General features: G+C 45.6%; 14 protein-coding genes and 1 pseudogene. 12 read left to right on the forward strand and 3 right to left on the reverse strand.

The window, feature by feature from the left end; all coding sequences use genetic code 11:
• The first annotated feature begins 14 nt into the window (after window positions 1-14).
• Window positions 15-7,820, forward strand: a complete 7,806-nt coding sequence (locus tag QFZ78_RS33115) for an OmpL47-type beta-barrel domain-containing protein (protein WP_307553592.1) — start codon at window positions 15-17, stop codon at window positions 7,818-7,820.
• Window positions 7,821-8,103: 283 nt separating this feature from the next.
• On the opposite strand, the gene QFZ78_RS33120 is transcribed toward QFZ78_RS33115, so the two are convergent.
• From QFZ78_RS33120 to QFZ78_RS33130, 3 genes are all read right to left on the reverse strand, one after another.
• Window positions 8,104-8,523 (reverse strand): hypothetical protein, encoded by a 420-nt coding sequence (locus tag QFZ78_RS33120; RefSeq protein WP_307553593.1) that lies wholly within the window; start codon window positions 8,521-8,523, stop codon window positions 8,104-8,106.
• A 408-nt stretch (window positions 8,524-8,931) separates the two neighbouring features.
• A complete protein-coding gene (locus tag QFZ78_RS33125) occupies window positions 8,932-9,057 on the reverse strand; it encodes a hypothetical protein (RefSeq protein WP_262495857.1) in 126 nt (41 codons plus the stop codon).
• Window positions 9,058-9,337: 280 nt separating this feature from the next.
• Window positions 9,338-10,156: a carbonic anhydrase gene (locus QFZ78_RS33130; protein WP_307553595.1), complete on the reverse strand. Its 819-nt coding sequence runs from the start codon at window positions 10,154-10,156 to the stop codon at window positions 9,338-9,340.
• A gap of 192 nt (window positions 10,157-10,348) precedes the next feature.
• Between QFZ78_RS33130 and QFZ78_RS33135 the strand changes: the two genes are divergently transcribed.
• The 11 genes and pseudogenes from QFZ78_RS33135 to QFZ78_RS33185 form a co-directional block, all read left to right on the forward strand.
• Window positions 10,349-12,157 (forward strand): helix-turn-helix transcriptional regulator, encoded by a 1,809-nt coding sequence (locus QFZ78_RS33135; RefSeq protein ID WP_307553597.1) that lies wholly within the window; start codon window positions 10,349-10,351, stop codon window positions 12,155-12,157.
• Between the two features lie 467 nt (window positions 12,158-12,624).
• Window positions 12,625-13,932 (forward strand): response regulator transcription factor, encoded by a 1,308-nt coding sequence (locus QFZ78_RS33140; RefSeq protein WP_307553598.1) that lies wholly within the window; start codon window positions 12,625-12,627, stop codon window positions 13,930-13,932.
• 23 nt (window positions 13,933-13,955) lie between these two features.
• Window positions 13,956-16,076: a HAMP domain-containing protein gene (locus QFZ78_RS33145; protein WP_307553600.1), complete on the forward strand. Its 2,121-nt coding sequence runs from the start codon at window positions 13,956-13,958 to the stop codon at window positions 16,074-16,076.
• Complete coding sequence (locus QFZ78_RS33150; protein ID WP_307553602.1) at window positions 16,063-16,752, forward strand: sensor histidine kinase; 690 nt, start codon at window positions 16,063-16,065, stop codon at window positions 16,750-16,752. The genes QFZ78_RS33145 and QFZ78_RS33150 overlap by 14 nt, the downstream gene beginning before the upstream one ends.
• Window positions 16,753-16,871: 119 nt before the next feature.
• Window positions 16,872-18,272, forward strand: a complete 1,401-nt coding sequence (locus tag QFZ78_RS33155) for an ABC transporter substrate-binding protein (protein WP_307553604.1) — start codon at window positions 16,872-16,874, stop codon at window positions 18,270-18,272.
• A 65-nt stretch (window positions 18,273-18,337) separates the two neighbouring features.
• Window positions 18,338-19,297 carry a carbohydrate ABC transporter permease gene (locus QFZ78_RS33160; protein ID WP_307553606.1) on the forward strand — a complete coding sequence of 320 codons (960 nt, stop codon included), beginning with the start codon at window positions 18,338-18,340 and terminating at the stop codon, window positions 19,295-19,297.
• Window positions 19,298-19,300: 3 nt separating this feature from the next.
• The gene (locus QFZ78_RS33165; RefSeq protein WP_307553608.1) at window positions 19,301-20,137 is read left to right on the forward strand and encodes a carbohydrate ABC transporter permease; all 837 of its coding nucleotides are present in this window, start codon (window positions 19,301-19,303) and stop codon (window positions 20,135-20,137) included.
• Between the two features lie 133 nt (window positions 20,138-20,270).
• Complete coding sequence (locus QFZ78_RS33170) at window positions 20,271-22,652, forward strand: alpha-L-arabinofuranosidase C-terminal domain-containing protein (protein WP_307553609.1); 2,382 nt, start codon at window positions 20,271-20,273, stop codon at window positions 22,650-22,652.
• Window positions 22,653-22,662: 10 nt separating this feature from the next.
• The gene (locus QFZ78_RS33175) at window positions 22,663-23,619 is read left to right on the forward strand and encodes a glycoside hydrolase family 43 protein (protein ID WP_307553611.1); all 957 of its coding nucleotides are present in this window, start codon (window positions 22,663-22,665) and stop codon (window positions 23,617-23,619) included.
• Between the two features lie 60 nt (window positions 23,620-23,679).
• On the forward strand, window positions 23,680-24,609 hold the full coding sequence (locus QFZ78_RS33180; protein WP_307553613.1) for a glycoside hydrolase family 43 protein: 930 nt from the start codon (window positions 23,680-23,682) through the stop codon (window positions 24,607-24,609).
• Window positions 24,610-24,775: 166 nt separating this feature from the next.
• Window positions 24,776-24,973: pseudogene (locus tag QFZ78_RS33185) on the forward strand (MocR-like pyridoxine biosynthesis transcription factor PdxR); the annotation flags it as partial.
• Window positions 24,974-24,984: the final 11 nt, after the last annotated feature.

The raw sequence follows: 24,984 nt of genomic DNA on the forward strand, positions 1-24,984 counted from the left end.
GGAGGAATGGGGTTATGCGTTTGAAATGGAAGAACAGCCTGGCATTTGTACTGACAATTATACTTTCATTCAGTAATTTGACAGCGGTTTCATTTGCGGATAGTGTCGACACTGCCCAGACGGGGTCAAGTCCAATCGTCGATACGATTGCATTCGGTGATGAAACTTCGGAACAAGCTCATGGATTTACCGGTACCTATACATCGGAGATAACTGGCGCTAAAGGCGAATCGGCAAGGGTAGCCTTGCCATCGTTGGATAATCCATATTTAGGCGGTGATTTAACATTTAACATGAAGGTAGATCCCGATATGCAGAACTATTTTACCTTAAAAACGTGGGGGTCCGATTTGGGTTACGGTATTACCATGCTGTATGTGAACGGGGAAAGGCTGGCTATTCAGCATGAAGGCGACTGGCAACCGCTGTACAAAACGATGAACAGCCCTGCCTTTGGCTTGCATCCGATTATTCCCGACCGATTCAGCTACTCCACGATCAACCTCCCGCTAGAACTGACGAAAGGGAAAACGGAGCTCGCGCTAACCATCAGAACGACGGCGGAGTTTTACACTTACGGCATGGGAAGTTTCAACTCTTTTTACAATCAAACGTTCGCAGGGAAAAAATCGAAAGCTTTCTACGCGGGTTATACAACCGTGACAAGCAGTCTTCCCGATGGTTTGCTGGAGAAGGGTACCTTGGATACGGCCTCGATCGCGCCCCAAGCAGGGAGCGACTTGGATAGCCAGTCATCCGAAGCGGTCGCTTTTGCCAACAATTTTATTGCTTCCTCCCAAAGCTTTGTATCCGGTTATTTAAATGATAATACCAAGTTTTTTTCCAATGTTTCAGGCAACGATTTGCAGACGATGCAGATTAGAACATTTTCCAATTATTTGAAAGATGAATACAGAGCTTACGCAAGCTACGACTTCACGCCGCAAACCTCCAACGAGGTCCGTGACAAGATGCTTGATCGCATTCGTCTAGGTATCGACCAATATGTCACCTACTATTTGAATGATCCGGCTTCAATCAGAAAGCCTCATCAGGCGGAATGGGGCGGGTTTTTCAAATACGGCGGCGAAGCGCTATGGACCGTGTACAACCTCTTCTTGTCCGAGGATACCGCTGACGGGCAAGGACTGTTCGGCTCCGCATATTTGGCTGACGACGCAACGGGCTACGTACCAAAATATCGGTTGACCGATGCAGACAGGGCAAACGGAATGACATCCAGCTTTCAAAAATGGCTTCAGGGCAATACGGAAGTGGATTGGACAACTGTGAAAATCGGCAACGTAAACGCAGGCGGAACGGCAAAGAACGGAGCTTTCACATTCACAAATACGGACCCCGTCTTCTATACAGCTCAATACGCGCAAACAGGCGTCAATTCGGATTTGAACGTTCTTGCCCATGCGAAAAGGACGACGCGATTTGTCGGTTGGCAGGAGCTTTTCTTCATGAACCTGAGCTATGCCAGAACGCACAGTTCTTTGGGGAACTATTTAACGAATCAGAACGCATTTCAAAAGTACGGCATGTTCAAATCGAATCTGGGCTTAATCGCCTTGGGATCAAAAGTGGCGGAGAATTATAATTCCTCGCTGCGATTCCTTTATGAAGGCGCCGGCATTACGCCATGGCTTGGCCATGATATCGTGAATGGCTTAGTGGAATTAAACGACAACAATTCCGGAACGACCCTTGTGGTCAATAATTTGGCCGCTTTCAACGATGCGACCCAATATGACGGCAACCGAAATTATATCGGCTCGAGTGCGAAGCAATGGGGTGACCGATATTTGAATATTACGGAGGCCGGTCTATCCAGAGAACCCCAGTATGCCGCCCATTATGGCGAGCATACGGATCTTGTTCAAGAGGAGTGGCGCGCTACCTACGACGACAAGCTGCTGAAAAAGGCGTTGGAGATCTCAAACGCCCGCGCTAACATGAGATACCAAGGTCTGGACGATAATATGAACCGGGCAATGAGAGTCGAAGGGGTCATCGAGTCCAGGGGACCCGACTATCCGGGCGGCCTTGCTTATCAAAGTGTCCTGGATGAAGAAAAGCAGCTGATATACGTCGGATTTGAAAGGTATTTGAATGCGCATGCCGACCGATATGCAAGTAGCGAATGGAGTAAATACAAACAATATGCCACTAATGCCGTTGGCTACGCTCAGCAGATGTTCCTGGATCATTTCTTTCTCAATGATCCGTTTGCGAGCAGTAAGAACGTAAGGGACCAGAGTCTTCTGCTTGATTATTTGTATGCATCCGATCCCGCAAACTGGAAAGGTGTCTTACTGCCGATGAGCAACACCGATTGGCTGCTGCCTGGCGAGAGGGGCGACGGCAAACAGCAAGGGACATATTCGCAGGACTATATCAACAGTGTACAGCAGCATGGCTTTGTTGACGCCGAAAATGGCCTGGTTGCCGCTCGGGACGGCAACAACGTTATGTTCGTCAGCTTCACCCGGCGTTCGAATCCCGGACTGAACGGTCTTGCAAGAATGCATGTCGTAACGCCGGACAATGATGTCATGCTTTCCCTGGCCCCGAACGTTCAATATGCGCCGTCGGGCTATTGGAATACGAAGCCGGATTGGGCTCAGTTTGACATCGCTTACGATGACAGTACTCCTCCGATCGACGGAGCGAGGCTGGCCGTCGCCGGCGCTATTGTGCCGATTCCGGAGCAAGCCTTTGAAAAGGATTTGAAGTATAACATTAATCCGGACCGTACTGGAAGCGGCTATTCCGCCTTTGCTCAATTTTATTCCGTGCAGTACGGAAACTACATGATCGCCTTAAACCATACGGCAGATAAGATTGGAGATGCGAAGGTTTACGATGTGATCCTGCCTTCGTCGTACATGGCTGGCACCGTATACGATGTGATATCCCAGCAATCATTGCCCGTAAAACCCGGAAACAAGGTTGCGGTTCAACCGGGTACGGCGGTTGTTCTGCGATTGAATTCGCAGGTCGTGAACGATGTGCCGGACTCGTCAAGATTCGTTACGGCAACCGCTGCGAACGGCAGGGCGGCGCTCAGTTGGTTGCACGCTGCCGGAACAACGGGACATTACGATGTCCTTCGTTCGGACGACGCTGGAAGCACCTACAACGTAATCGCGCAGGTTGACAGGTACATGAACCACTTTTTGGACACGGCTGCAGAGAATGGAAAAACGTACTATTACAAAGTACGCGGTGTGTCCAGCTCAGGCATAACCGGATATGATTCCGTTTATACCAAAGTTCAGGTTGCATCCGGTAATGGAACCTGGTCGGCTGCCAATATGGACGGCGTCGATACAGGAATCGGCGTTTTGGCCGGCGCGGACGGTTCGATTACAATGACCGGAGAAGGCACGAACAAAACCATTAACATGGTCGATCAAATCACCTATGACAAAAAAGACGCAAGCAAAAGCGTCCTGGAGGCATTGCCGGACTACGCGTTCGCATATCGGACGAATTTTGTGCAAGGCTCAAGCGGGGTAACCAGCGACTTTGCGTTCTCGGCTAAAGTTTCTTCGGGCAATGCGCTTGGGAATACGGGCATTATGGTGAAGGAAGCTTCGAACGGGCAGTTGGTTACCGATTCGCGTGGCTTGATCTTCACGGTCGATCGTGACGGGAATTATTACATCACCTTCAGACAATATCCGAATGTGATTCCGATTTACGATTTTCTGGCTGACGGCTACAACGTTTACGACAACTACATGCCGCCGACGATTCGCGGAGCCGCTTCGACCAAAAGTGCTGACGGCAGCTATTACCTGAAAGTCGAGCGCCATGGACAATATGTATACCCTTCCATTTCAGCAGACGGTTCGACTTGGGAAAAGCTGAAAGCAGCGTGGGTGCCGACGGCGGATTCGCTTTATGTTGGGGTCGCCTCGGCAAAAGCCGCACAATTCAGCGATATTCAGTTGACGGCTGCAGGCGCACTCGTTGGTCCGGGCAAGGTTTATCCGTCCTATGCAGCTGCCAACGGCACTGTCAACCTTTCCTGGTTATACCCTCGAGGAGCCGTAAAATTCAACGTTTACCGAACGTTCGACGAGGCGGCCAGCAAGACGGATCCGCCGGTTAACCCGGGTGCGGATTCGAAATGGGGGCTTGTCGGTCAATATATTACCGGCAATAAATATACGGATAGCGGCCTTTCAACCGGCAAAACCATTTACTATAAAGTGGTCGCTTTCGATAGCAACGGGGTAAACGGCGAATTTTCCGATCCTGTCGTGGTCAGCGGCGGCGTTGGCGTTCCGCCGGTAGACACGTCCGGCGCTATCCCGATTGCTACTCCATGGAAAGAAGCGGGCTGGAACGAGTTCCAATACGGCGCGACGACCGTTAATGGCAACAAAGTCACGTTATCGTCGCTTGGCAACGGTATTTTGATTGGTCCGACAGATGAATATAATAAATACCATTTCACTTATCAGGAAATCGATCCGAAGATGAACTACACTTTTATTACCAAAGTTCCGACCAGCATCTACAACAGCTCGTTCAAAGTCGGATCACGAATCGGATTGATGCTCCGCAACACGCTGGATAATTACTCGAAGTATGCGATCAATGCGGTTGCAAGTGGCGACACCTGGATACAAAGCGGCATAAACAAGTCGGATACCGGTCTCTCCTTTGATCTGTCTACGACACCGAAAATTGCGGTGGGAGACGTCTGGCTGAAAATTATATTGAATGGTGGCAACTATTCCGCTTATTATTCATTAGCGCCTGCGGGCACGTATGAATCGTTAGGCGTGGCCAAAGTGGAGGAAACGGCCTATCCGACGAACTGGACGCAAATCGGATCGACCAAGGCCTTGGATCTTACTTACAAAGATGCAAGCGGCGCCACGCAGACGCAAAGCAAAATTTATGCGGGTCTCGTGCTAGGCAATAGAACGGTCTATAACAGCATCAACTACTTGTATACGTCACCGATATTCGCGGTACCGGACATCGCCATTTCGCCGAGAAACGGGGGTACGCCCTCAACCTTGACGGGCATAACCGATCTTACGGTTTCAGTCGGCGATACTGTACGCTTCCATGTCTCCGCGACGGACGCCTTTGGCGGCAGTAATATTCAAGCGATTGGGGCGCAATTGCCGGCGGGAGCGACATTTGATGCTGCAACGGGCAATATCGTATTCACGCCGACGGCTAACAATATCGGCAACAATTCACTTGTATTTACGACGAAGGACGCAACGGGCACGAATAGTTTTACGGGAAGCCTGGGCATCAACGTCAAGGTGTATAACGACGCTACGAATGTTCCGATTCTCGAGCCGATCGGCAACAAATCCGTCGTCGGCGGCAACGTACTTTCTTTCGGGCTCCGAGCTAATCTGGAAAATGTAGCGAGCATACCGGCCGAAGCTGCATCGGTCGGAACTTCTAATATCAGCTACAGCATCGACAGCGTCGTGAAGGACGGTACGGCATGGAGTGCGGCAACTCTTGGCATGAGCTTAGTGAACGGTGTATTCAACTGGACGCCGTTAGCTGATAGCGGAGGGTCTTACACGGTTACTTTCAAAGCGCAAACCGACAACGCTGCGGATACGCAATCGATCATAATTAGCGTCTTAGGCAAGCCGATGATTACCGTTCCCGATCAACCGATTACCTTTACAACGAATGACCGGGCAACTTACCGATTCAATGTTGTCGATCCTGCCGGCCTTAATCTGCTCTATTCGATCGGCAATCTTCCTGCCGGCGCATCGTTTGACGCCAGCACCGGCCTACTTACATGGACGCCGGCCAAAAGTCAGATGAGTCGAACTCCGAACGATACGTATCGAATCGACCTGACGGTGAGCAATGGGTTGTTCGCCGTCACTAAATCGCTTTATATTTATGTGGCCTATCAGAACAAGTCGCCGTTCTTCCTGCCGATCGTGGATTTCAAACAAATCCAGTATACCGTGTCGGCAAGCAGCGCAAGCGGAACGATCGCATCGCAAGGAAATCTGGACAACGAAACCGGAACGATTACCTTAAACATGGATCTTTCCGGCGCTTCGCTGGTGCATGAACAGCATCCTTTCTTCTACTACGTCCCGTTATATGAAGGCGGCGAAATGATCTCGCGGATTCTAAGTGCGGACAATGCCCGATATGCAGGAGTGGCGGTTACGGAGGATGTTTATGATGACGCGCCACGATTTTTGATGACTGGCCTCACGACGGACGCCGCTAATACAGATTGGGGTACTTATAAAGTGGCAGCTCCGTTCCGCAGCGTGAAAGGCGCCGGCTCCAGCAAAGGGATCTTTGACGGATCAGGAGACGCGGCTTACTTTAAAGGAAAAACACCGCCTTATTGGGCGCGAATTGTGCGCACCGGCGATCAAATCAAAGGGTACGTTCAGAACGCTGACAGCTCGTGGGGCAACGGCAAAGGCGATTCGACTCCGCTTCGCACTATATCTTTCAACGGCATCCCGAACGATGCGGCAGTATACGCTGGTGTCGCTATGATGGGACTCAAGGTGTCTGGGGTCAGCCCAGTAAAAAATAATTGGTCGGCGCAGATTGACAACTTCTCGCTGCCGAATTATCCCTTGCCTGTAACAGAGGGCGTCCCAGTCTCCTTCCCGGTCAAAACCGTCGACTTGGACAAAGATCCGGTTGCGGTAACGATCTCGAACACAACGTTGCCTTCCGGAGCCAGATATGAGCTGAAGGACGGCAAGTTTACCTGGAGCAATCCGCGTGCTGGAACGTATCAGGTTACATTCGCGGCAACTGACGGTGAAGCTCAGGCCCAGTCAATGACCATTGTGTTCAAAGTAAAAGCCAGCAGTGAAGTGAACAAAAGTGAGCTGGAAAGCTTAATCGCAGCTGCTAAAGCCATTAGCAATGCCGATGGATCCTACACGGTAAGCTCCTTCACCGCCATGCAGCAGGCAATCGACATAGCTCAAGCAGCGCTTGGCACGATTACCTCCTATGCTGTGCTTGATGCCGAGGTTACAGCTTTACAACAAGCCATCGATGCGTTAGAGCTTGACGTTACTCCGCCTGTTACCGTCGCGGACCTTCAAGGACAAAGCGTAAAAGACGGTTGGTTTACCGCAGCACCGACATTGACCTTGACGGCTACAGGCAGCGATTCGGGCGTTGTAAAACGGGTGGAATACAGTCTAGATGGCGGGAACAATTGGATCGTCTACACAGGTCCGGTTGAATTGGTTCAGGAAGGCCATTACCAGTTGCATTACCGTTCCTCAGACTTGAAGGGAAATGTGGAAGAGGCGAAGTCTCTAACGGTTAAGTTCGATAAGACAGCGCCGACAATCACCGTTTCCGGATTGGTGTACGGTACGTTCAGCGATACTGGGGATGTGACGCCGATCGTTACGCTGAGCGATGACTTGTCCGGGGTTGACAGCAGCAAAACTACGGTAACGCTGGATACCAATGGGGTGCAGCAAGGGATAACCATTCCCCTGTATACGTTGCCGATCGGTTCGCATACGTTGAACGTAACGTCAAGCGATCTGGCAGGGAACGTGGGCAGCCAAATCATATCGTTCCAAACTACGACAAGCGTCGATTCCTTAAAGGGATTAGTAACACGGTTTACAAATACCCATTGGATTGATAATGAGGGTATCGCAAACAGCTTGCAAAGCAAATTGGATACGAACAATCTGGTTGCCTTCGTGAACGAGGTGAAGGCGCAAAGCGGAAAGCATATTTCTGCGGAAGCTGCTAAATACTTGCTCCGGGATGCCCAATACTTGTTGTCCATTCAATAGTCTTAGAAGAACGTAGACTGTATAATCCCTCTTGAGCGGATAGCGTAGAAATAAGGGAAATATGACGTAGGAGGTCTATCTTTAAATTATTCAGAAGTCATTTATGAATCTATAAAATAGTTCTTGCCTTAAGCTATTAAATTGAATCGACCATCAAATCGGATCGTTACATGGTCCCAATTAGTATATTGGTCATTCAACCGAGGGACGGAGAACGTTAGTTATAAAAAGTTCAATATGAAAAAATGAACCTTATGGAAAAATCCCCATAAGGTTCATTTTTTTAATATCCTCCACCGTAATCATAACCAGGATAGTAAGGATATGGATAAGGATAGGGCGGGTAGTAGTATGGATACGGTGTTAAAAACGGAAGTAGGAATTGATACGGGAACCGCTGCCGGCGAAATCTTCGATATCTTCTTCGACCATATCCGTTTTGACCGTATCCATTCGTAAATTGGCGTTCATCGCCGTCTACATCTTCAGGAACCAACATAGTAATGCCTTCGTTATCCATACCATCGATAATCCCATCAAATTGCTGTCCACTAGTTGTTTGTGCAATTACATGATAATTCATGTACTTCTGACATAACGACTTCATATCTCCACCAATAGGTGAGACATTCGTCATACCTGGCTTGGAATTCATCATGGCTGGGTTAACATCCATCATACCTGGGTTAGAAATTGGTAACACTGTATCCCTCCTTTAATATTATCGGGATATGATATTCGCCTACGGAGGAAAGTGTTAACGTTTAATTGGATCTAATTTGGAGGGTAAAACTTATAGGGAATTTTTAGGCTTGAAGCATGTTCGTGCCATATTAAAGATATTTGCTCGAAATACCAATTCATATTTTTAGTGATTTTATCATTTGGCTTTTTGTTATTGGAATAGTTTCTTATTCTGCGACGGAGATTTTCTGCTCGGTTGAGTTAAAATGACATCAAAATAGTCCCATTTATTTTAAGAAAAAAAAGAACCGAGGGTAAAGTTCTCAGTTCTTTCTGTTCTCATTACTTAATTAAAATCAACTTAAAAATGATCTGTATTCGAAGGTCAGGTGTTTGTTTACTTGAGTTATGAGGACGCAAAAACCGCTTAGGGGAGAAACGTTTCCGTAAAGCTTTTGATAACCAAAATGGGCATCGCGCCGATCGAAACGAATGCCATCATCATGCCAAACATGACAGACTTCAGTGCCTGAACCGGTCTCAATGCTTTCATAAAGAAGTCATCTCCCATTTTTAGAATTGCACAAGTATATTACTTTCGTCAGCCGATACCTTAAAGAAACATGAAGAGTAGTTGTATTTTACTGCATACAAATATTTTAAAATTTCAGCAAAAATTCAGTTCTGAACAACGCATCCCGGGTTCAAAAGCACTCCCATCACGGCTTGTATGAATGCCTTCAGATGGTCTATATGCTGATGATATTGCGCCGGTTCCCCGCCGTTCATACGATATCGCCCAACGCCGGAAGGGCGTTTCGTTAGCATCCACATTATTGGGTGACAACCGTTCTGCCGTTGAGCGGCTGGACAGGGCGATGATCGTCGGAGAAAATAGCACCGAACCCCTGGATTTGCTTATCGGATAGTTCAATCGTTTCCTCCAGCACGGTCCAGTCCACCCCTTCCGAGCAAGGTGGCGTCGTCAACGAGCCTTTATATCGGAATGCTTTTTTATCTTGTGGCAGCAGAGCGTTCAAATCAATGACTTGATCCAGCTTGAGATCTTCCTTGGTTTCTTCTTTCGGAAGCTTCGAGAACATTTCCGCTAGTTGTTTGTTTTCACTGCCTGACTTAATTAGAACGCCAAGCACGGCAAGTTTGCCTTCACTATTCTTGTGTACAAGATGCATCTCCATATCGAAAGTTTTACCGTTGATCTGGTTTTCACTAGGTTTATGGAAATGTAGTTGAACGAGCGTGTAAACTTTGCCTTCAACGGTAATGATATTGCTGCCGGATGCGTCATTTGCTTGAATGGTATGCCCGTTGTTCATCAGGGTGAAGACGGTTGGTTTATAATTGGTCTCGAATTTGCCTAACTCTTTGTCCACTTTTAATTGAGAAAGCTCAATATCGATAGGGGACTGCTCGCTTCCATTCGCGCATGCGGCATATTGCGGATCCAGAGTCGTCCATTTGGCAGGGCCCGTATCACCCGAGTAGGACCAATGAGCAGGCTTCGTTGTAGTTGCAACGGTGCCGCCACTGGTACTGGAGCTGGGTATTGCGCTATTCTGAGCAGCGCACGCCGCCAGCGGCAGAGTAAGTACAACAGCCATCATTCCACGAATTACTGTGTTTCCGTTCATTGACATTCTCCTCGTTTCTTCGTTTAAGTTCATCTTGGAAGATTCCATATCATATTTATTTAACAAAAACGAGGATCATATCGTCCAGTTATAAAACGTCACTCTTTCCCTATGATAGTTTGTCATATGATTTTACTGCCGACGTGACTACGAGATATAATGAATGTAACTAAGCAACTTGGAGGTATCGTCATGCGCGGTCTGATAGCACGATGGGAATGGTACGATTGGTTCATGATTGCGCTCAGGATTTGCTGGTGCATTTCTATTATTGCACTATTATGGGAAGTGGAGGGGCAGTGGAGCTTTCCGTTTTGGATCAAGATGGTTATTGCTTTTATTGTCATATCCGTTCCGTTCCTGGTTATGCGGATCAATCAACATCTGTATGTTGCGTGCGAGCTGTTGCTTCCCGGAGTAATCCTGTTCCTGCTGAATAAATCAAACCCGGACACCCATTTGTATCTCCTTCCGATTTCTTTCATGATCGGTTACAACAGCCCCGGTTATGCGTTCATGTGGCTGGCTCCTTTGACAGCCTTCGCTTTTCCGGCATGGCTCGGTTGGCATATGAATTACTCTTGGGATACCATTGTGTTCGGGATTATTTTCAATTATTGCGTTTCTTACGGATTGGGCTATGCCTTTCGTTTGCTTATTACTTCGACTAAGCAAAGCAAAATCATCGAAGAGCAGAACAGAATGTTGGAGCAGAATATAAAGCAGATTGAGAAAATGACGATTCTGGAGGAGCGCAACCGGCTTTCGCGCGAAATGCACGATACGATCGGACACATGCTCACATCACTGATCATGGGTATGGAGTCGCTTCGTGCGTCGATGGCTCATGGCACGGAGAAGAGCAAGCTGGAAACACTCCTGTCCCTGACGAGGGCGGGCTTCGAGGACATTCGCAGGCATATTCACGATATTCAAACAGAACAAACGGACTTACCGCTTTTTGTTCTGCTGGATGATATTGCCAAGGCCTTTACGCAGCAGACCGCCGTAAAGATTGAGCTGAAACAGTCGGGGGATCCTATTCCTGTACCTCGGCAAGGCCGGTTCACGCTCATGCGCTGTTTGCAAGAGACGCTGACCAATTCGGTTCGGCACGGCCAGGCGGATCGTATCACCGTGATGCTTCGCTTCGAGAAGGATCGCATTGCGCTGCAGATCCGGGATAACGGAACGGGACGTGAAGCTTTGCAGCCCGGATTCGGCATAACGGGCATGCGGGAGAGGCTCGAGGCCTTGAACGGAAGCCTACATCTCGAGTCCGATCCTCGGAACGGAACGATCGTGACTTGCTCCCTACCGTATCAATCGCCGGAAACCAAGCAAGTCATTCATGTCGTCATAGTGGACGACCAACCGATCGTACTGGAAGGATTAAAGACCTTGTTGGAGAACGAGGACGGTATCCATGTAGCGGCTACCGCCGGGAACGGGCTTGAGGCTATTAGGGTCTGCGAACGAACGAATCCGGATCTGGTTCTCATGGACATGCAAATGCCGGTCATGGACGGAATTTCCGCTTTACAGACAATCAAGCAAGCTTATCCGGGAATCAAGGTGTTGATGATGTCCACTTTCGAGGAGTTGGATCAGGCGCTAACCGCTTTAAAGAACGGCGCTGACGGGTACTGCCTGAAGTCGGCGCAATTGCAGGAGCTTATTGAGACAGTACGCCTCGTCCATTCGGGGGGAACCGCGATTAATCGGGAGATCACGGCCAAAATGCTCGAGAGGTTCGATCGAGTTTCCGAAGTTTCCGAATCGGCCGCTGTGGATAGATTTCTTTACGGATTAACCAAACGCGAGATGGAGATATTGCAGTATCTGGATTCGGGGATGCGTTATAAGACGTTGGCGGCAAAGCTGTTCTTGTCCGAAGGAACGGTACGCAATTACATTTCTACGATTTACGGCAAGCTTGGCGTCAGCAATCGTGAGGAGGCAGTGGAGAAGGCGCGTGCGGAAGGCTTGTTGATTGGTTAGGGAGGGCGTGTGGATAACCTGGTCTTCGGATGTTGCTAAGCGCGCAGGGGGTGAATCCACTCCACTGTCCTGCTTGCTTCCTCACTCAATACGTTTGCTTACGGGACCGTATGGACGTTATTTAGCCCAAAATTCTCCTTTGGAGTGAAGAACGTCCCTGAAATGGGTTACCGAAAATAAACATCAATTTATATAAGCCATTTTATAAGACCGGTAGGATTTAGATGTAATTATTTCGTTTCATAAATAGTGTCGTATAAAAAAACATACTCGGAATGATCAATGCTCACTTTCCTTTAATGGGATAGAGGGCTTATTTTTGTTTGATGCCATTCAACAGTTAAAGGGATTTATTGATGCTGTTCAATCCATATCGGATTTGGCATAATGGAATGAATAAAAGGATGGTAAATGAAGTTGAAAGCGGTTTCAAATTGTGAAGATAGGTTTAAGGAGGGGTGTATCACATGTATCATTTACTCATCGTCGATGACGAAATAGAAATTCGTGAAGGTTTATCAGCAATCCCATGGCATACCATGGGTTTGAAATTATTGGGGTGCGCTAAACATGGTCTAGAAGCGTTGCAATTTATTTCGGAACATCCCATAGATATTGTATTGACTGATATTCGAATGCCATTTATGGATGGGATTGAATTGATGACTGTATTGCTGCGGCAACAACCGTTCATTCGAGTCATCATTTTATCAGGCCACAGCGACTTTGATTATGCGCAAAAAGCGTTGAAAAATGGCGCCGTTGATTATTTGTTAAAACCTACTCAATTTGATATTCTATTTCAAACTTTTGAGAGATTGGTTCACAAGCTGGATGCTGAAAAACAGGAGGAACTCAGAAAATCCGTTCTTGTCCGCAAAGAGATGCTGTTGTCGAAGCTGCTGCGGGAAGAGTTTCTATCCATGTTATTCAGGAACAGGATGTCGGCGGATGATATTGAGTTGGGATGCTCGGAGAGTGAAATTTTACTCGATGGCCTCGAATATAAAGTTGCGTTGATTCGGCTTGATCGGATATCTTTAAACGCAAAAATTGGTTCAGATCGCGAACTGAAGCTGATTGCTTTTTCTTTGGATAATATTTTATGTGATATTTGGGATGTGCAAGGATCAGCTTATCATCTTGTGAATAAAGAAAATGCAGAATCTTATTTGCTTACTGCGAAATCTTCGTCTAAAGACGATTTCATTCAAGTCAAGCGGCAGCTATCCAAATTTATGGGTTTGTTAAAGTCAACTCTCTCGCTAAGCATTGGAAAACCCGTACAGCATCTAACGGAGATATGGAGTTCAGCCCAATCTGCCAAGCAACTATTGGAAAACTCACCCGAAGAAGACAGCAATCATGAATACAGCGAACCTGCACAAGCTGAAGAGCTTGACCATACAGCTGCTAAAGAATCGCTTTCAGTGAGCCATGCCAAAGATAAAAAGAAAGACAGCATGGTCGTGCAACAAGCTAAACAATTCATGAAGCAAAATTTCCATCAAAGTATTACTTTAAAGCAAGTAGCCAATGAAGTATATGTAACTCCCGGCCATTTGAGTGCGCTTTTCCGTGAATCCGGGGAATCGTATTTGCAATTTTTGACATCGCAACGGTTGAACAAAGCGATTGAGCTAATAGCGGATGTACGCTTTAAAATATATGAGATTGCTGAGTTAGTCGGTTATTCAGACCAGGCTTATTTCTCAGAGATATTTAAAAAACATACGGGTAAAACACCGATGGAATATAGAGAAGCAGCAAATTAGGATAGAAAGGGGCTGTTGATAGGATGGCAAACCCGTATTTCAACAAGCTTAGTCCTACACGCAGAAACATCATTATTGTCTCTGTATTGCTCACCTTACTGGCACAAACGGTGCTTCTTACTATTGGGCTGTCTTATGTGAATAATATAAATCAATCTGTCCAGGATAAAAGAGAGACTAATGTATCGAACCAATTTTACAAAAATACATTGACACAGCTTGGTGAACTTAGCAATTTGATGCAACTGCTGCAATCCCCGGACTTTAGTGATTTTTTTAAAAGCTCTATGAATGTCCGGGATGTGTTAACGGTTAATCAGCAAAAAAACGATTTATTAAGTAAATTGAACGATCTTCATTTATCAACCAAAATGGTGCAGCAAATTTATTTTATCGGCAGCGATATGAATCAATTGTCATTTCGCAAAGATACGGACCTTGCAACCCTAACTGAGCTCCCTAACCTGAGAATGGACATGTTTCAAGAAAATAATATGGATCAAGTTTTTTTGAAAGATAATAACCGTTTGACCCGATATTCGCAAAAAGACTTTGAACATCTCACAATGAGCAATCAGCTTAATATCAATGTTGAAAGAAAAGAAGAACTGTATAGCTTTATTAATGGCTTGAATAATAAACTTGTCATTTCGAACGGAAATGTGAATGGCGTGCTCGTGATTATGGTGTTAAATAACGATTTATTCCGGTCTGGCTTGCCTGATGTTTATTCCGACGACTATCAATTTTCGATTCTAAACCATAAAGATGAGCTGGTCTGGTCATCTGCAGATCAGCAAGAGTTGGCAAATAACAACACCCAAACCAATTGTCAAAAATGTGTAAAGCTAGAGAAGGAATTGAATCCATACCCGTATCGTGTCATTTTTAAGCAAACCTCAGATTTTGTGCTCTTTTCTAAAAAGTCCATTTTTTCTGCTTTTATTGCATTATCTTGTCTTACTGCATTTGTTACCTTTTTGATTAGTTATTTTTACACAAAAAAAATATTTTATCCATATTTGGTGCTAACTAAGAAAATGCAAGATCAGGCGCGGTCGGATGAGTTGATTTTAAAATACATCTCGGACGAGTGGATAAAAAAAGGAATAAATTCATTATCGCTTCGCACCAAGTTGATCATGATCTTTTCGATTGCCGTCATTATTCCAACCCTTTCGGACGGGTTTCTATATTCCCGGGTTTTGAACCAAGCCGTCCAAAACCAAATGAAAGAAACGGTTCATGAAGTGGGAGAGTTTATGAACGTATCCATCCAAAACCGTATGGACTTTATGAATCAGTTGATTAACCAGTTATCAGTAAGCAGACAATTGCAAGGATACCTTACCACTCAACAGGATCTGGATACTTTGCGTTCGGTTGCCTTCCGGAATATAAAATCAACCATTAATTTATCCATGTTTCCCGGGTTGAATGAGGTCAACTATTTTGTCTTATTTGATAGCAATGGGCACAGTTTTTATTCATCTATTTTTTCAAACAATCCCGAAATGTTTAATATCGAAATCGATAATCTGGCGGAAACAGCCGCTCCTTATTGGATTTCTGGATATACGGATGTGTTCAATCACACTACACCAGCGATTATCAAACGAATTAATTATTGGCATAAGGGCAGCATAACCCAAAGTTATTTGTTGTTGGTCCCAAGGGATTCATTTCTAACAGAGGTTAGTCCGATGGAGTCAAAGGTTGGAATTAAAGACTCGCAAGGCAAGGAAATATATTCCTTCCAGCCATTTACTACTGAACAATTGAATTCTTTGTTATGGTCAGGCCACATACCAGACACGCAATGGCAGCTGAACATTGAATATTCCTATGAAGATATCGTTCTTAAAAACAGTCAATATTATTATAGATTATTGCTCATTATCGTTCTCATTCTTATATTGTCCATTATTATTTCGTATATGATCGCTTCCTTCTTACTAAAGCCTGTCGAAATGCTGAAACGAACGATGAGGATTGTTGGCGAGGGGGATTTTAGTCGAGTGATGAGCTATAGCGGGAATAACGAGATTGGCGAAATTATTCGAAGCCATAATGATATGGTTCTAAGATTAAATGGCGTGATTCACGAGAATATGAAAATGATGGAGGAAAATGCGAAACAATAAACTAAGGGAGAATGAACTGCTGTCCTTAAAGACCCAAGCAGAGTTAAAAATGCTGCAAGCGCAGATCAATCCTCATTTTCTATATAATACGCTTGAAGCGATCAATATGCGCAGCATGAAAAACGGAAACAGTGAAATAAGTCTGATTGTCAGTTCATTGGCCGAAATGTTCCGCTACAGTGTCAGCAACGGAGTAGGGAAGGTGCCGCTTGCGATGGAGCTGAGCCATGTTCAGAACTATATGTCCATTCAACAAATCCGATTTGGCGATCAATTTAAATATGAATTAGAGGTTCCTGAGCACTTGACCCAACTTGCTGTCGTCAAATTTATCCTTCAGCCGATTGTCGAAAATTGCTTGAAGCATGGTTTATCCGGCTTCGAAGAAGGCGGAATCGTACGAATAAAAGTACTTGAAAGGGAAGACCTGCTGTTCATTGAAGTTAGCGATAATGGTATTGGCATGGATAAGGATACAGTCATACGGGTGAATGCAGAGATTCAGAGGAGCTTGGATAATCAAATCGACGGATACGAAAATCAAGGCGGCATCGGATTGAGCAATGTGTACCATCGTCTCCACTTGTTCTATAAAGAACAAGTGGCCATGAAGGTGGGCAGCAGTCCAATGAAAGGAACAACGGTAACCATTTCTTTTCCTCTCTATCAGGCATAACCGCAAAATACCATAGAAGTCGTCATTTTACCGGATTGAGGTCTCCTCCTTCAAGAAATATACTTTAATCAGAGAGAAAGAAAACGCTCTCAATATAAAAACATCTAGGAGGGTCTACATTGAAAAAGAACTTTGCCAAGCCTTTCGTCCTCATCCTCTCTACCGCATTGTTATTATCAGCTTGCGGCAGCGCAAAGACAACAACCGACAACAAGACTGCTGGGGGCACAAGTGCTTCGCCTAATGCCCAAGCGACAGCCAGCAATAAGAGCGCTGGTCCTGTGACTGTACGTTTCAACATGGGTGACGGTGAAATTACCAAGGATCAAATCAAAGAATTTGAAACGGCAAATCCGACCATTAAAATTCAAAGAGAAGATGTAGATACTACGAAACTAGCCGCCCAATTAGCAACTGGCGAAGCGCCGGATATTATCCGGATGACGGGCGTAAATGATCTTCCGTCTTATGTCATTCGCGGCATTGCTATGGATATAACCAAATACGTTGATACAAGCACAGTGATAAAGAAAGATGATTTTGTTCCTGCGGTTAATGTTTTTCGCTTTGACGGCAAGGTGCAAGGCCAAGGCCCTATCTATGGTATTCCTAAAGATTTTTCTTCGGATTTCACGATATGGATCAATAAGAAATTGTTTGCTGCAGCCGGCGTCGCAATTCCGAGTGAAACCGTTCCCATGACATACAGCCAACTTTTCGATCTTGCGAAAAAATTAACCATCAAAAAGGGCGATACGATTACACAATACGGTTTAACCCTAGGTGGAAAAGGAGAAGCTGATTTGCCTTATTTGATGAATTATTTATTAAGTAAAGGTGTAAAGCTTTCCTCAGACGATAATAGTAAAATAGATTTTGCCAAACCGGAAGTCAAAGAAGCCTTGCAATTTTGGGTAGATGGGGTAAAAGGCAACTACGGACCGAACCAAGTCAACCAAGATAAAGCTGCGTGGGGCGGCGAAGTCTTCCTGGCAGATAAAGTAGCGATGTATCAAACCGGCTATTGGTTTTCAGGCCTGCTGCGAGGCGATGAAAAAGCAAAAACGCATTTAGACGATTATGTGTTGCTTCCTGCTCCAATTGCCGATGGCGGAACACGCGTATCTCCAACTGGCTCCGCAACTGGCGCCATTATTAATAAAGCAACGAAACATCCGAATGAAGCATGGAAAGTATATGAATGGTTTTTTGGCGGTAAACCAGCGGAAGATCGCGCGAAAAGCGGCTGGGGAGTTCCTGCCTATAAGCATCTCCTTACGATGATTCCACAAGAAACTGCGTTTGACAAAAAAACCTATGCAGTCCTTCAAGATGAATTGAAATACAGCGGTAAGTTTATTGAAATGAATCCTTACTTGTTAAATGGAGACACCCTTTTGAAGAAGCAATTAACGCCAGTCTATTTCGGTAAAGCAACACTGGATGATGCGATGATTGCCTTAAATAAGGATGCGAACAGAATTATTGAAGAATCTAAAAGTGCGGCATCAAGCAAGTAAATATGGATGAATCGAGGGGGAGTTTTATTGCGCTCTCCCTCTTAATAAAGAGGAGAGAACCTGCCATGCATACACCTGCTCTGAGCGCGACACCGGTTGGAAAGAGCAAAGCTCGTAAGGGAATAAGTGAAAAGACGCGTCGAACGACGGCATTTTACTTGATGATTTCACCATGGTTCATTGTTTTTCTGATTTTTGGTTTATATCCTTTACTCTACGGTCTCTATTTAAGCTTTACCAATTTTGTCGGATTTAACATTAATCATTTAAAAATAGTAGGGCTGCAAAATTATAAAAATGTTTTCACAGATACGGATGCCATGTTTGCACTTGGGAGAACATTTCTTGTTACCATCCTATATGTGCCTATCTCAACACTCATTGGCTTGCTGCTGGCTTTGTTATTAAATCAAAAAATTAGAGGAATGGGGATTTATCGGACGATTTTTTACCTCCCGTCTATTGTTCCCGTCGTTTCCATAGGTTTAATGTTCCGTTTTATGTATGCTGAAAAGGGTGGCATCATCAACAATATTTTAAGTTTTCTCCACCTTCCCACTGTAAGCTGGCTGGGCTATGATCACGCCACTCTTTCATTGGTCATTATGATGCTATGGGGAGCTGGTGGCGCTATTTTAATCAATCTTGCCGGATTGAAGGGCATCTCGAGAGACTTGTACGAAGCCTCATCCATTGATGGCGCCTCTGCTTTTAAACGGTTTATAAGCATTACTATGCCTTTAATGACCCCGGTGATTTTCTTTAATGTTGTTACGGGAATCATTCATGCGTTTCAAATGTACATTCAACCGATACTCTTAACAGGGTTAAAGTTTTTAGATGCTCCTATCCGACCTAATTACTTGTATGCTGTACATGCCTTCCAGCAAGTTTTTGCCTTCCAACGATTTGCTTACGGGATGGCGTTGCTTTGGATCATGTTTATCGTCATTCTTCTGTTGACAATTGTTGTCTTCGCGACAAGCAAATATTGGGTCTATTACGAAACGGATCAGGAGGGATAGAAGATGGAGAACATAGGGTCTAGTCGATTCGGTCCGTATTTGATTTATGCTTTATTGCTTTCATTTTCTGTCGTTTTTATCATTCCGCTTTTTCTAACGATATCCAATTCATTAAGCCCATGGCACTCTACACCGGGATTTTTGCCGCAAGGCTTCCATATCGAAAATTATAAGTTTGCGACAACCATGATTGATTTTTGGAAATATTTGAAAAACACCGTCATTATTTGCACCATTTCTGTTGCTACGACGACTTTATCAAGCGGGCTGGTTGGGTATGCTTTTTCGCGGATTCAAGCGCCCGGCAAAAAGTTATTGTTTATGATTGTCTTATCAACGATGATGGTGCCTGGAATTGTGACGCAAATTCCGACCTTTCTTTTATTTCATCAATATGGTTTGCTCAATACGTTTTATCCTTGGTTGATCTGGGGGCTTGGCGGCTCGGCACTATTTATATTTCTATACAGACAATTCTTTTCAGCGATTCCTAAGGAATTGGAAGAAGCGGCAAGGATAGATGGTTGTTCAATCTTCCGTACGTATTGGAATATTTTCCTCCCGCTTTCGCTGCCTGTGATGGCGACTGTTTCGATTATGAGCTTCCAGGCCTCATGGGGAGATTTTATCGGTCCATTCATGTTTCTGAACGAATCCAATTACCCGCTAGCCGCTGCGTTAGGCACTGTAGGCTATACAATGCCAGGAAATGCGACCATTGTTATACAGCAAGTCGCAGCAGCTGCATCCCTTCTGTTTATGCTGCCGGTCATTCTGTTGTTTTTTATCGGTCAACGGTTCTTAATTGAAGGGGTTGTCACTTCCGGTGTTAAAGGGTAGAAATTGGAAATCTTACGGCGATCTACGCCTTCAAAAAGCACAATAGGTCAGCTTTTAACCACTATAAATGATTGTTTTCGGATGAACAAGCGCTTAAAATCGAATGAAAAGGAATAAAGGAGTCGAGATAGTGATGACTACACAACCAACATTAACTGTATATATACAAAAGCCGGGTGCGGAATTAGGAGACCTGTTCGGCATTTTTTTCGAGGATTTGAATCATGCGGCAGACGGCGGGCTTTATGCAGAGCTTGTTCAGAACCGTTCATTTGAATTTGATCCGATCGATCGTGCAGAATACCATGCTTTAACAGCCTGGGAAAAGATCGAACGGGGTGGTGGAAAGGCAGAAATCACCGTTGAAGACAGTCATCCTTTGAACACACGTAACCCGCATTATGTTGCTATTGATATGATATCGGAGGGCGATGGCGTCGGGATTATGAACCTTGGTTTTAACAGCGGCATTCCCGTCAAACAGGGAGAAAAGTATCTCTTTTCGGTTTATGCACGGCGGGATGCCAGCTTTGACGAGCCTGTTGTCGTAACGATTGAAGGGACGGACGGTACCGTTCATGGTGAGGCAACGATTGTGGCGAATTCATCCGAATGGGCCAAATATGAAGTAACCATTACGGCCAATGCCACCGATACCAGCAGCCGCCTTGTGATTGTAACGAAAGGAAAAGGAAAGCTATTTCTCGATATGGTGTCCCTTTTTCCGGAAAAGACCTTTCGCAATCGGTCGAACGGCATGCGGGAAGACATTGCCGCCTTGCTCGCGGATCTGAAGCCCAAGTTTATGCGGTTTCCGGGAGGCTGCCTAATACACGACGGTTCTTTGAATCCCGATGATCGAAACTCGATGTACCGCTGGAAAAACACAATAGGTGATATAGCACAAAGACCGGCCAGACGGAATAATTGGAGCTACAATCAAACACTCGGTTTGGGTTATTATGAATACTTTCTGTTCTGCGAGGATATTGGCGCCAAGCCGATACCGATCCTGCCAGGCGGAGTTGACCCGCACCATAAACGAATCGTTCCGCTTGATGAGCTGCAGCCCTGGATTGATGACGCGCTTGATTTGATCGAATTTGCCAATGGTGAACCTTCAACTGAATGGGGGGCCATAAGGGCGGAGTTGGGTCACCCGGAGCCGTTTGGCTTGGAGTATATCGGCATCGGAAACGAAGAAGTCGGAGAACCGTTTTTTGAACGCTATCCTTATTTCCATAGAGCGATTAAGGAGAAATATCCGGATATCAAGATCATCAACTCCGCCGGTCCGTTTGCGGCCGGCGGCGAATATGAACGCGGCTGGAACTCTGCCAAAGAAAATAAATCGGATCTTGTGGACGAGCACTATTATCAGTCACCGGAATGGTTTCTGGCCCATTACCACCGTTACGACAATTTCAAAGCAGATGAACCAAAGGTGTTTTTGGGCGAATATGCTTCATGGGGAAACACTTATTATAACGCCCTTGTAGAAGCTGCTTTTATGACGGGCTTGGAAAAAAATGCTCATGCAGTAGGACTGGCCTGTTATGCGCCGATGCTGTGCAATGTCGATTATGTCAATTGGAAACCGGACATGATCTGGTTCAACAATCATGAAGTATACGGTACCGCCAATTATTATGTGCAGAAGCTGTTTATGCACCACCAAGGAGATCAACTCTTACAAATTGAAGCAAACGGGTTAGATGAAAAACAGGAAAGCACAATGAAGCCGATTAACGGAGCGTTTGCACTCGGGACAGACCGTTGTTCCTTCCGTTTTTGGGATATGAAACTAGTTAACAACGATACCGGAGAAATGAAAGAGTTGAACGGCTTGTCTGCCGAGTTGTCGGATACGGATGAAGACCGGCTGGGCGGAACCTCAATACGAACACTGGACTTGGGAGAAACGGATTGGGAGAATTATACGCTGAGTCTGAAAGCCAAAAAAATCAGCGGACCCAAAGGGTTCGAGATTTATTTCGGAAAACGCGACGGCGACAATCAGCTAATTTGGGACTTTGGCGGATGGCAGAATCAGGATTCCGCGCTCTGTTCCAGGGTGGATGGAAGAACCTCTTGTCTGACCCAAAGTATATTTAACGTGGAACCTGACATGGAATACGAGTTAACATTGGAGATATCAGGAAGAAAAATCCGTGCTTGGATCGATGGTGTGCTGTTCCATGACACGGAAGACAAGCTTCCGGTGATCGAACCTCTGTATTATTCTGCAAGTTACGAGCATTCAACAGGGGATGTCATCGTCAAGGTTGTCAATGTACAGGAGAATAGCGTTCGCGCACAGATTGCTTTGGCGGATTTGCATAAAACGTCGTTGACCGTTGATGTATACGAGATGTCCGGCCATGCGCTGGATGACGAAAATACATTCGAGTCGCCTGAACGGGTGCTGCCGAAACAGAAGGAATTCAGTACGGAAGACTGCAGTTTTCATTACGATTTCCCCAAACATTCTATTACTGTATTCAGAGTAAGATAAGGAGTTCATTATGATGACAAAAGAACAAATTCAAATCAAACGTCAATTCCCTAACCCGCTCGTCGAACAGCGGGCTGACCCCTGGATTTATAAACATACGGACGGCTACTATTATTTTACCGCTTCCGTTCCCTCGTACGACTGCATCGAGCTTAGAAGGGCAAGAACGATTCAGGAGCTCGGTACCGCCGAACCGGTCGTCATTTGGCGAAAACACGAGAAGGGCAGAATGAGCGGGCATATTTGGGCGCCCGAACTCCATTATATCGACGGTAAATGGTATATCTATTTTGCCGCAGGCGGATCGGATGAGTACGAGACGGCGTGGGAGATCCGTATGTACGTCCTGGAAAATGATGCGGCCAACCCGCTGGAACCGACATGGGTGGAAAAAGGTCAGCTTCGGACCAATTTGGACTCCTTCTCTTTGGATGCTACATCCTTCGAGCATCGGGGCGTAAGATATTTGGTTTGGGCGCAATACAATCAAGGCGATTCCAATCTGTATATCGCCGAGATGTCCGATCCATGGACGATTCGCGGCGAGCAGGTCCTGCTTTCGAAACCGGAATATGCTTGGGAAATCATTGGCCACCGGGTGAATGAAGGTCCTGCGGTACTGAAGAAGAACGGCAAAATATTTATCAGTTATTCGGCAAGCGCTACGGACAGCAATTATTGTATGGGATTGCTCTCGGCTTCGGACGATAGCGATATGTTGGATCCGAATTCCTGGACGAAATCTCCTGAGCCCGTCTTCCGAACGAGCGAAGAATCCGGAGAATATGGCCCGGGTCACAACTGCTTCACCGTTTCGGAAGACGGTTCGGCCGATATCCTGGTTTACCATTCCCGTGACTATAAGGAAATCGTCGTCGATCCGCTTTACGACCCCAATCGTCATGCACGTGCCAAAGTATTGGATTGGAACGAGGAAGGGTTCCCAGAATTCGGCGAACCCGAGTGAAATGCTGTAAGCACTCAGGATCATACCTTTTATCGATATGAAGAGGAGTAATTCATTCTAATGGAAGCTTATTTATTCGTACATTTTAAAGAAAAGAAAACCCCTGATGGCGAGCAGGTATATTATGCACTTAGTACTGACGGGTTTAACTGGGAACAGGTAAACGGTGGACAACCCGTTATCTGGAGTGAAAAAGGTGATAAGGGAGTTCGAGACCATACAATCGTACGAACGAAGTACGGCAAATTTTATATACTTGCCACCGACTTGAGTCTTGCCAACTGTCTGAATACCAAGTACAGGGGAAGCTGGGAGAACATCGTCAGAGAGGGAAGCAAATGCCTTTCCTTGTGGGAATCGGATGACCTTCTGAACTGGTCGGAACAAAGAATGATCGAATTAGGCGACGAGGATTTTGGTTGTCTTTGGGCGCCGGATGTGATTTACGATCATATCAAAAAAGACTACGTCATTCACTGGTCATCGGCTCATGCTTCCAATAATTTCGAGCATAAAGTCATCTATTACTCTCGAACAAAGGATTTTGAAAGCTTTACTAAACCACAGCTGTTGTACCAAAAGGAAGATAGCGGGGTAATTGATTCTGCCATCTACGAGGAAAACGGCATGTATTACCGATTCTTGAAAAGCGAAGCAAACCCTACTGGGATTATACTGCAAAAGGGAGAAACCCTTATCGGTGAATACGCAACAATCGAGGCTTTTAATGGGGAAATGGCAAAGCTCGGCCACCCTGCCTATGAAGCGCCTACCGCGTATAAGCTGACAAATGGTAAATGGTGCCTGATGCTGGATTTTTTCGGTGTCGAGGGAGAAGGGCAAGGCTATGTCCCTTTTATAGCAGATGAGATTGATAGTGGACTCTTTATCCGGTCGGATGAAAGCTTCAGCTTCCCTTACCGCTTCAAGCACGGAACTGTACTTTCAATAACAATGGAAGAGTACAACAGGATAAAAAACGGGTATTAACATAAACTGACATCATTTTTTTTCTGAACGTTACCGGAAGTTATACGACTTAAAATGATAATGATCCTAGGCTAGACAAAAATCAACTTATTGAAAAGATTACCTCTCAGCATTTGGTCATCGGGATCGATATTGCCCAGCAAATGCATGTTGCCCGGGCTGTGAACTTCTGCCGGCAGGTCGCCGAGCCGTCTTGATTCGATATGCGAGGGAAAACGAAAGCTGCATTGTGGAAGATGACTATGACAGAGAATTCCGATATTACGGCGATCCCATAGCACCTCTATACGCAATGGATCCCAAACGGGTTATTTATATCGGCACCTTTAGTAAAGTCCTGTTCCCGGCACTTCGTATCGGATATAGCTCTGGAAA

It is taken from the genome of Paenibacillus sp. V4I5 (assembly GCF_030817255.1).
GTDB lineage: Bacteria > Bacillota > Bacilli > Paenibacillales > NBRC-103111 > Paenibacillus_E.

Excerpts from the sequence above, each read along its gene's own strand:
- QFZ78_RS33160 (WP_307553606.1), top strand. The coding sequence starts at position 18,338 with ATGCATACACCTGCTCTGAGCGCGACACCGGTTGGAAAGAGCAAAGCT.
- QFZ78_RS33180 (WP_307553613.1), top strand. The coding sequence starts at position 23,680 with ATGGAAGCTTATTTATTCGTACATTTTAAAGAAAAGAAAACCCCTGAT.
- QFZ78_RS33130 (WP_307553595.1), bottom strand. The coding sequence starts at position 10,156 with ATGAACGGAAACACAGTAATTCGTGGAATGATGGCTGTTGTACTTACT.
- QFZ78_RS33135 (WP_307553597.1), top strand. The coding sequence starts at position 10,349 with ATGCGCGGTCTGATAGCACGATGGGAATGGTACGATTGGTTCATGATT.
- QFZ78_RS33145 (WP_307553600.1), top strand. The coding sequence starts at position 13,956 with ATGGCAAACCCGTATTTCAACAAGCTTAGTCCTACACGCAGAAACATC.
- QFZ78_RS33140 (WP_307553598.1), top strand. The coding sequence starts at position 12,625 with ATGTATCATTTACTCATCGTCGATGACGAAATAGAAATTCGTGAAGGT.
- QFZ78_RS33115 (WP_307553592.1), top strand. The coding sequence starts at position 15 with ATGCGTTTGAAATGGAAGAACAGCCTGGCATTTGTACTGACAATTATA.
- QFZ78_RS33170 (WP_307553609.1), top strand. The coding sequence starts at position 20,271 with ATGACTACACAACCAACATTAACTGTATATATACAAAAGCCGGGTGCG.
- QFZ78_RS33165 (WP_307553608.1), top strand. The coding sequence starts at position 19,301 with ATGGAGAACATAGGGTCTAGTCGATTCGGTCCGTATTTGATTTATGCT.
- QFZ78_RS33125 (WP_262495857.1), bottom strand. The coding sequence starts at position 9,057 with ATGAAAGCATTGAGACCGGTTCAGGCACTGAAGTCTGTCATGTTTGGC.
- QFZ78_RS33150 (WP_307553602.1), top strand. The coding sequence starts at position 16,063 with ATGCGAAACAATAAACTAAGGGAGAATGAACTGCTGTCCTTAAAGACC.
- QFZ78_RS33175 (WP_307553611.1), top strand. The coding sequence starts at position 22,663 with ATGATGACAAAAGAACAAATTCAAATCAAACGTCAATTCCCTAACCCG.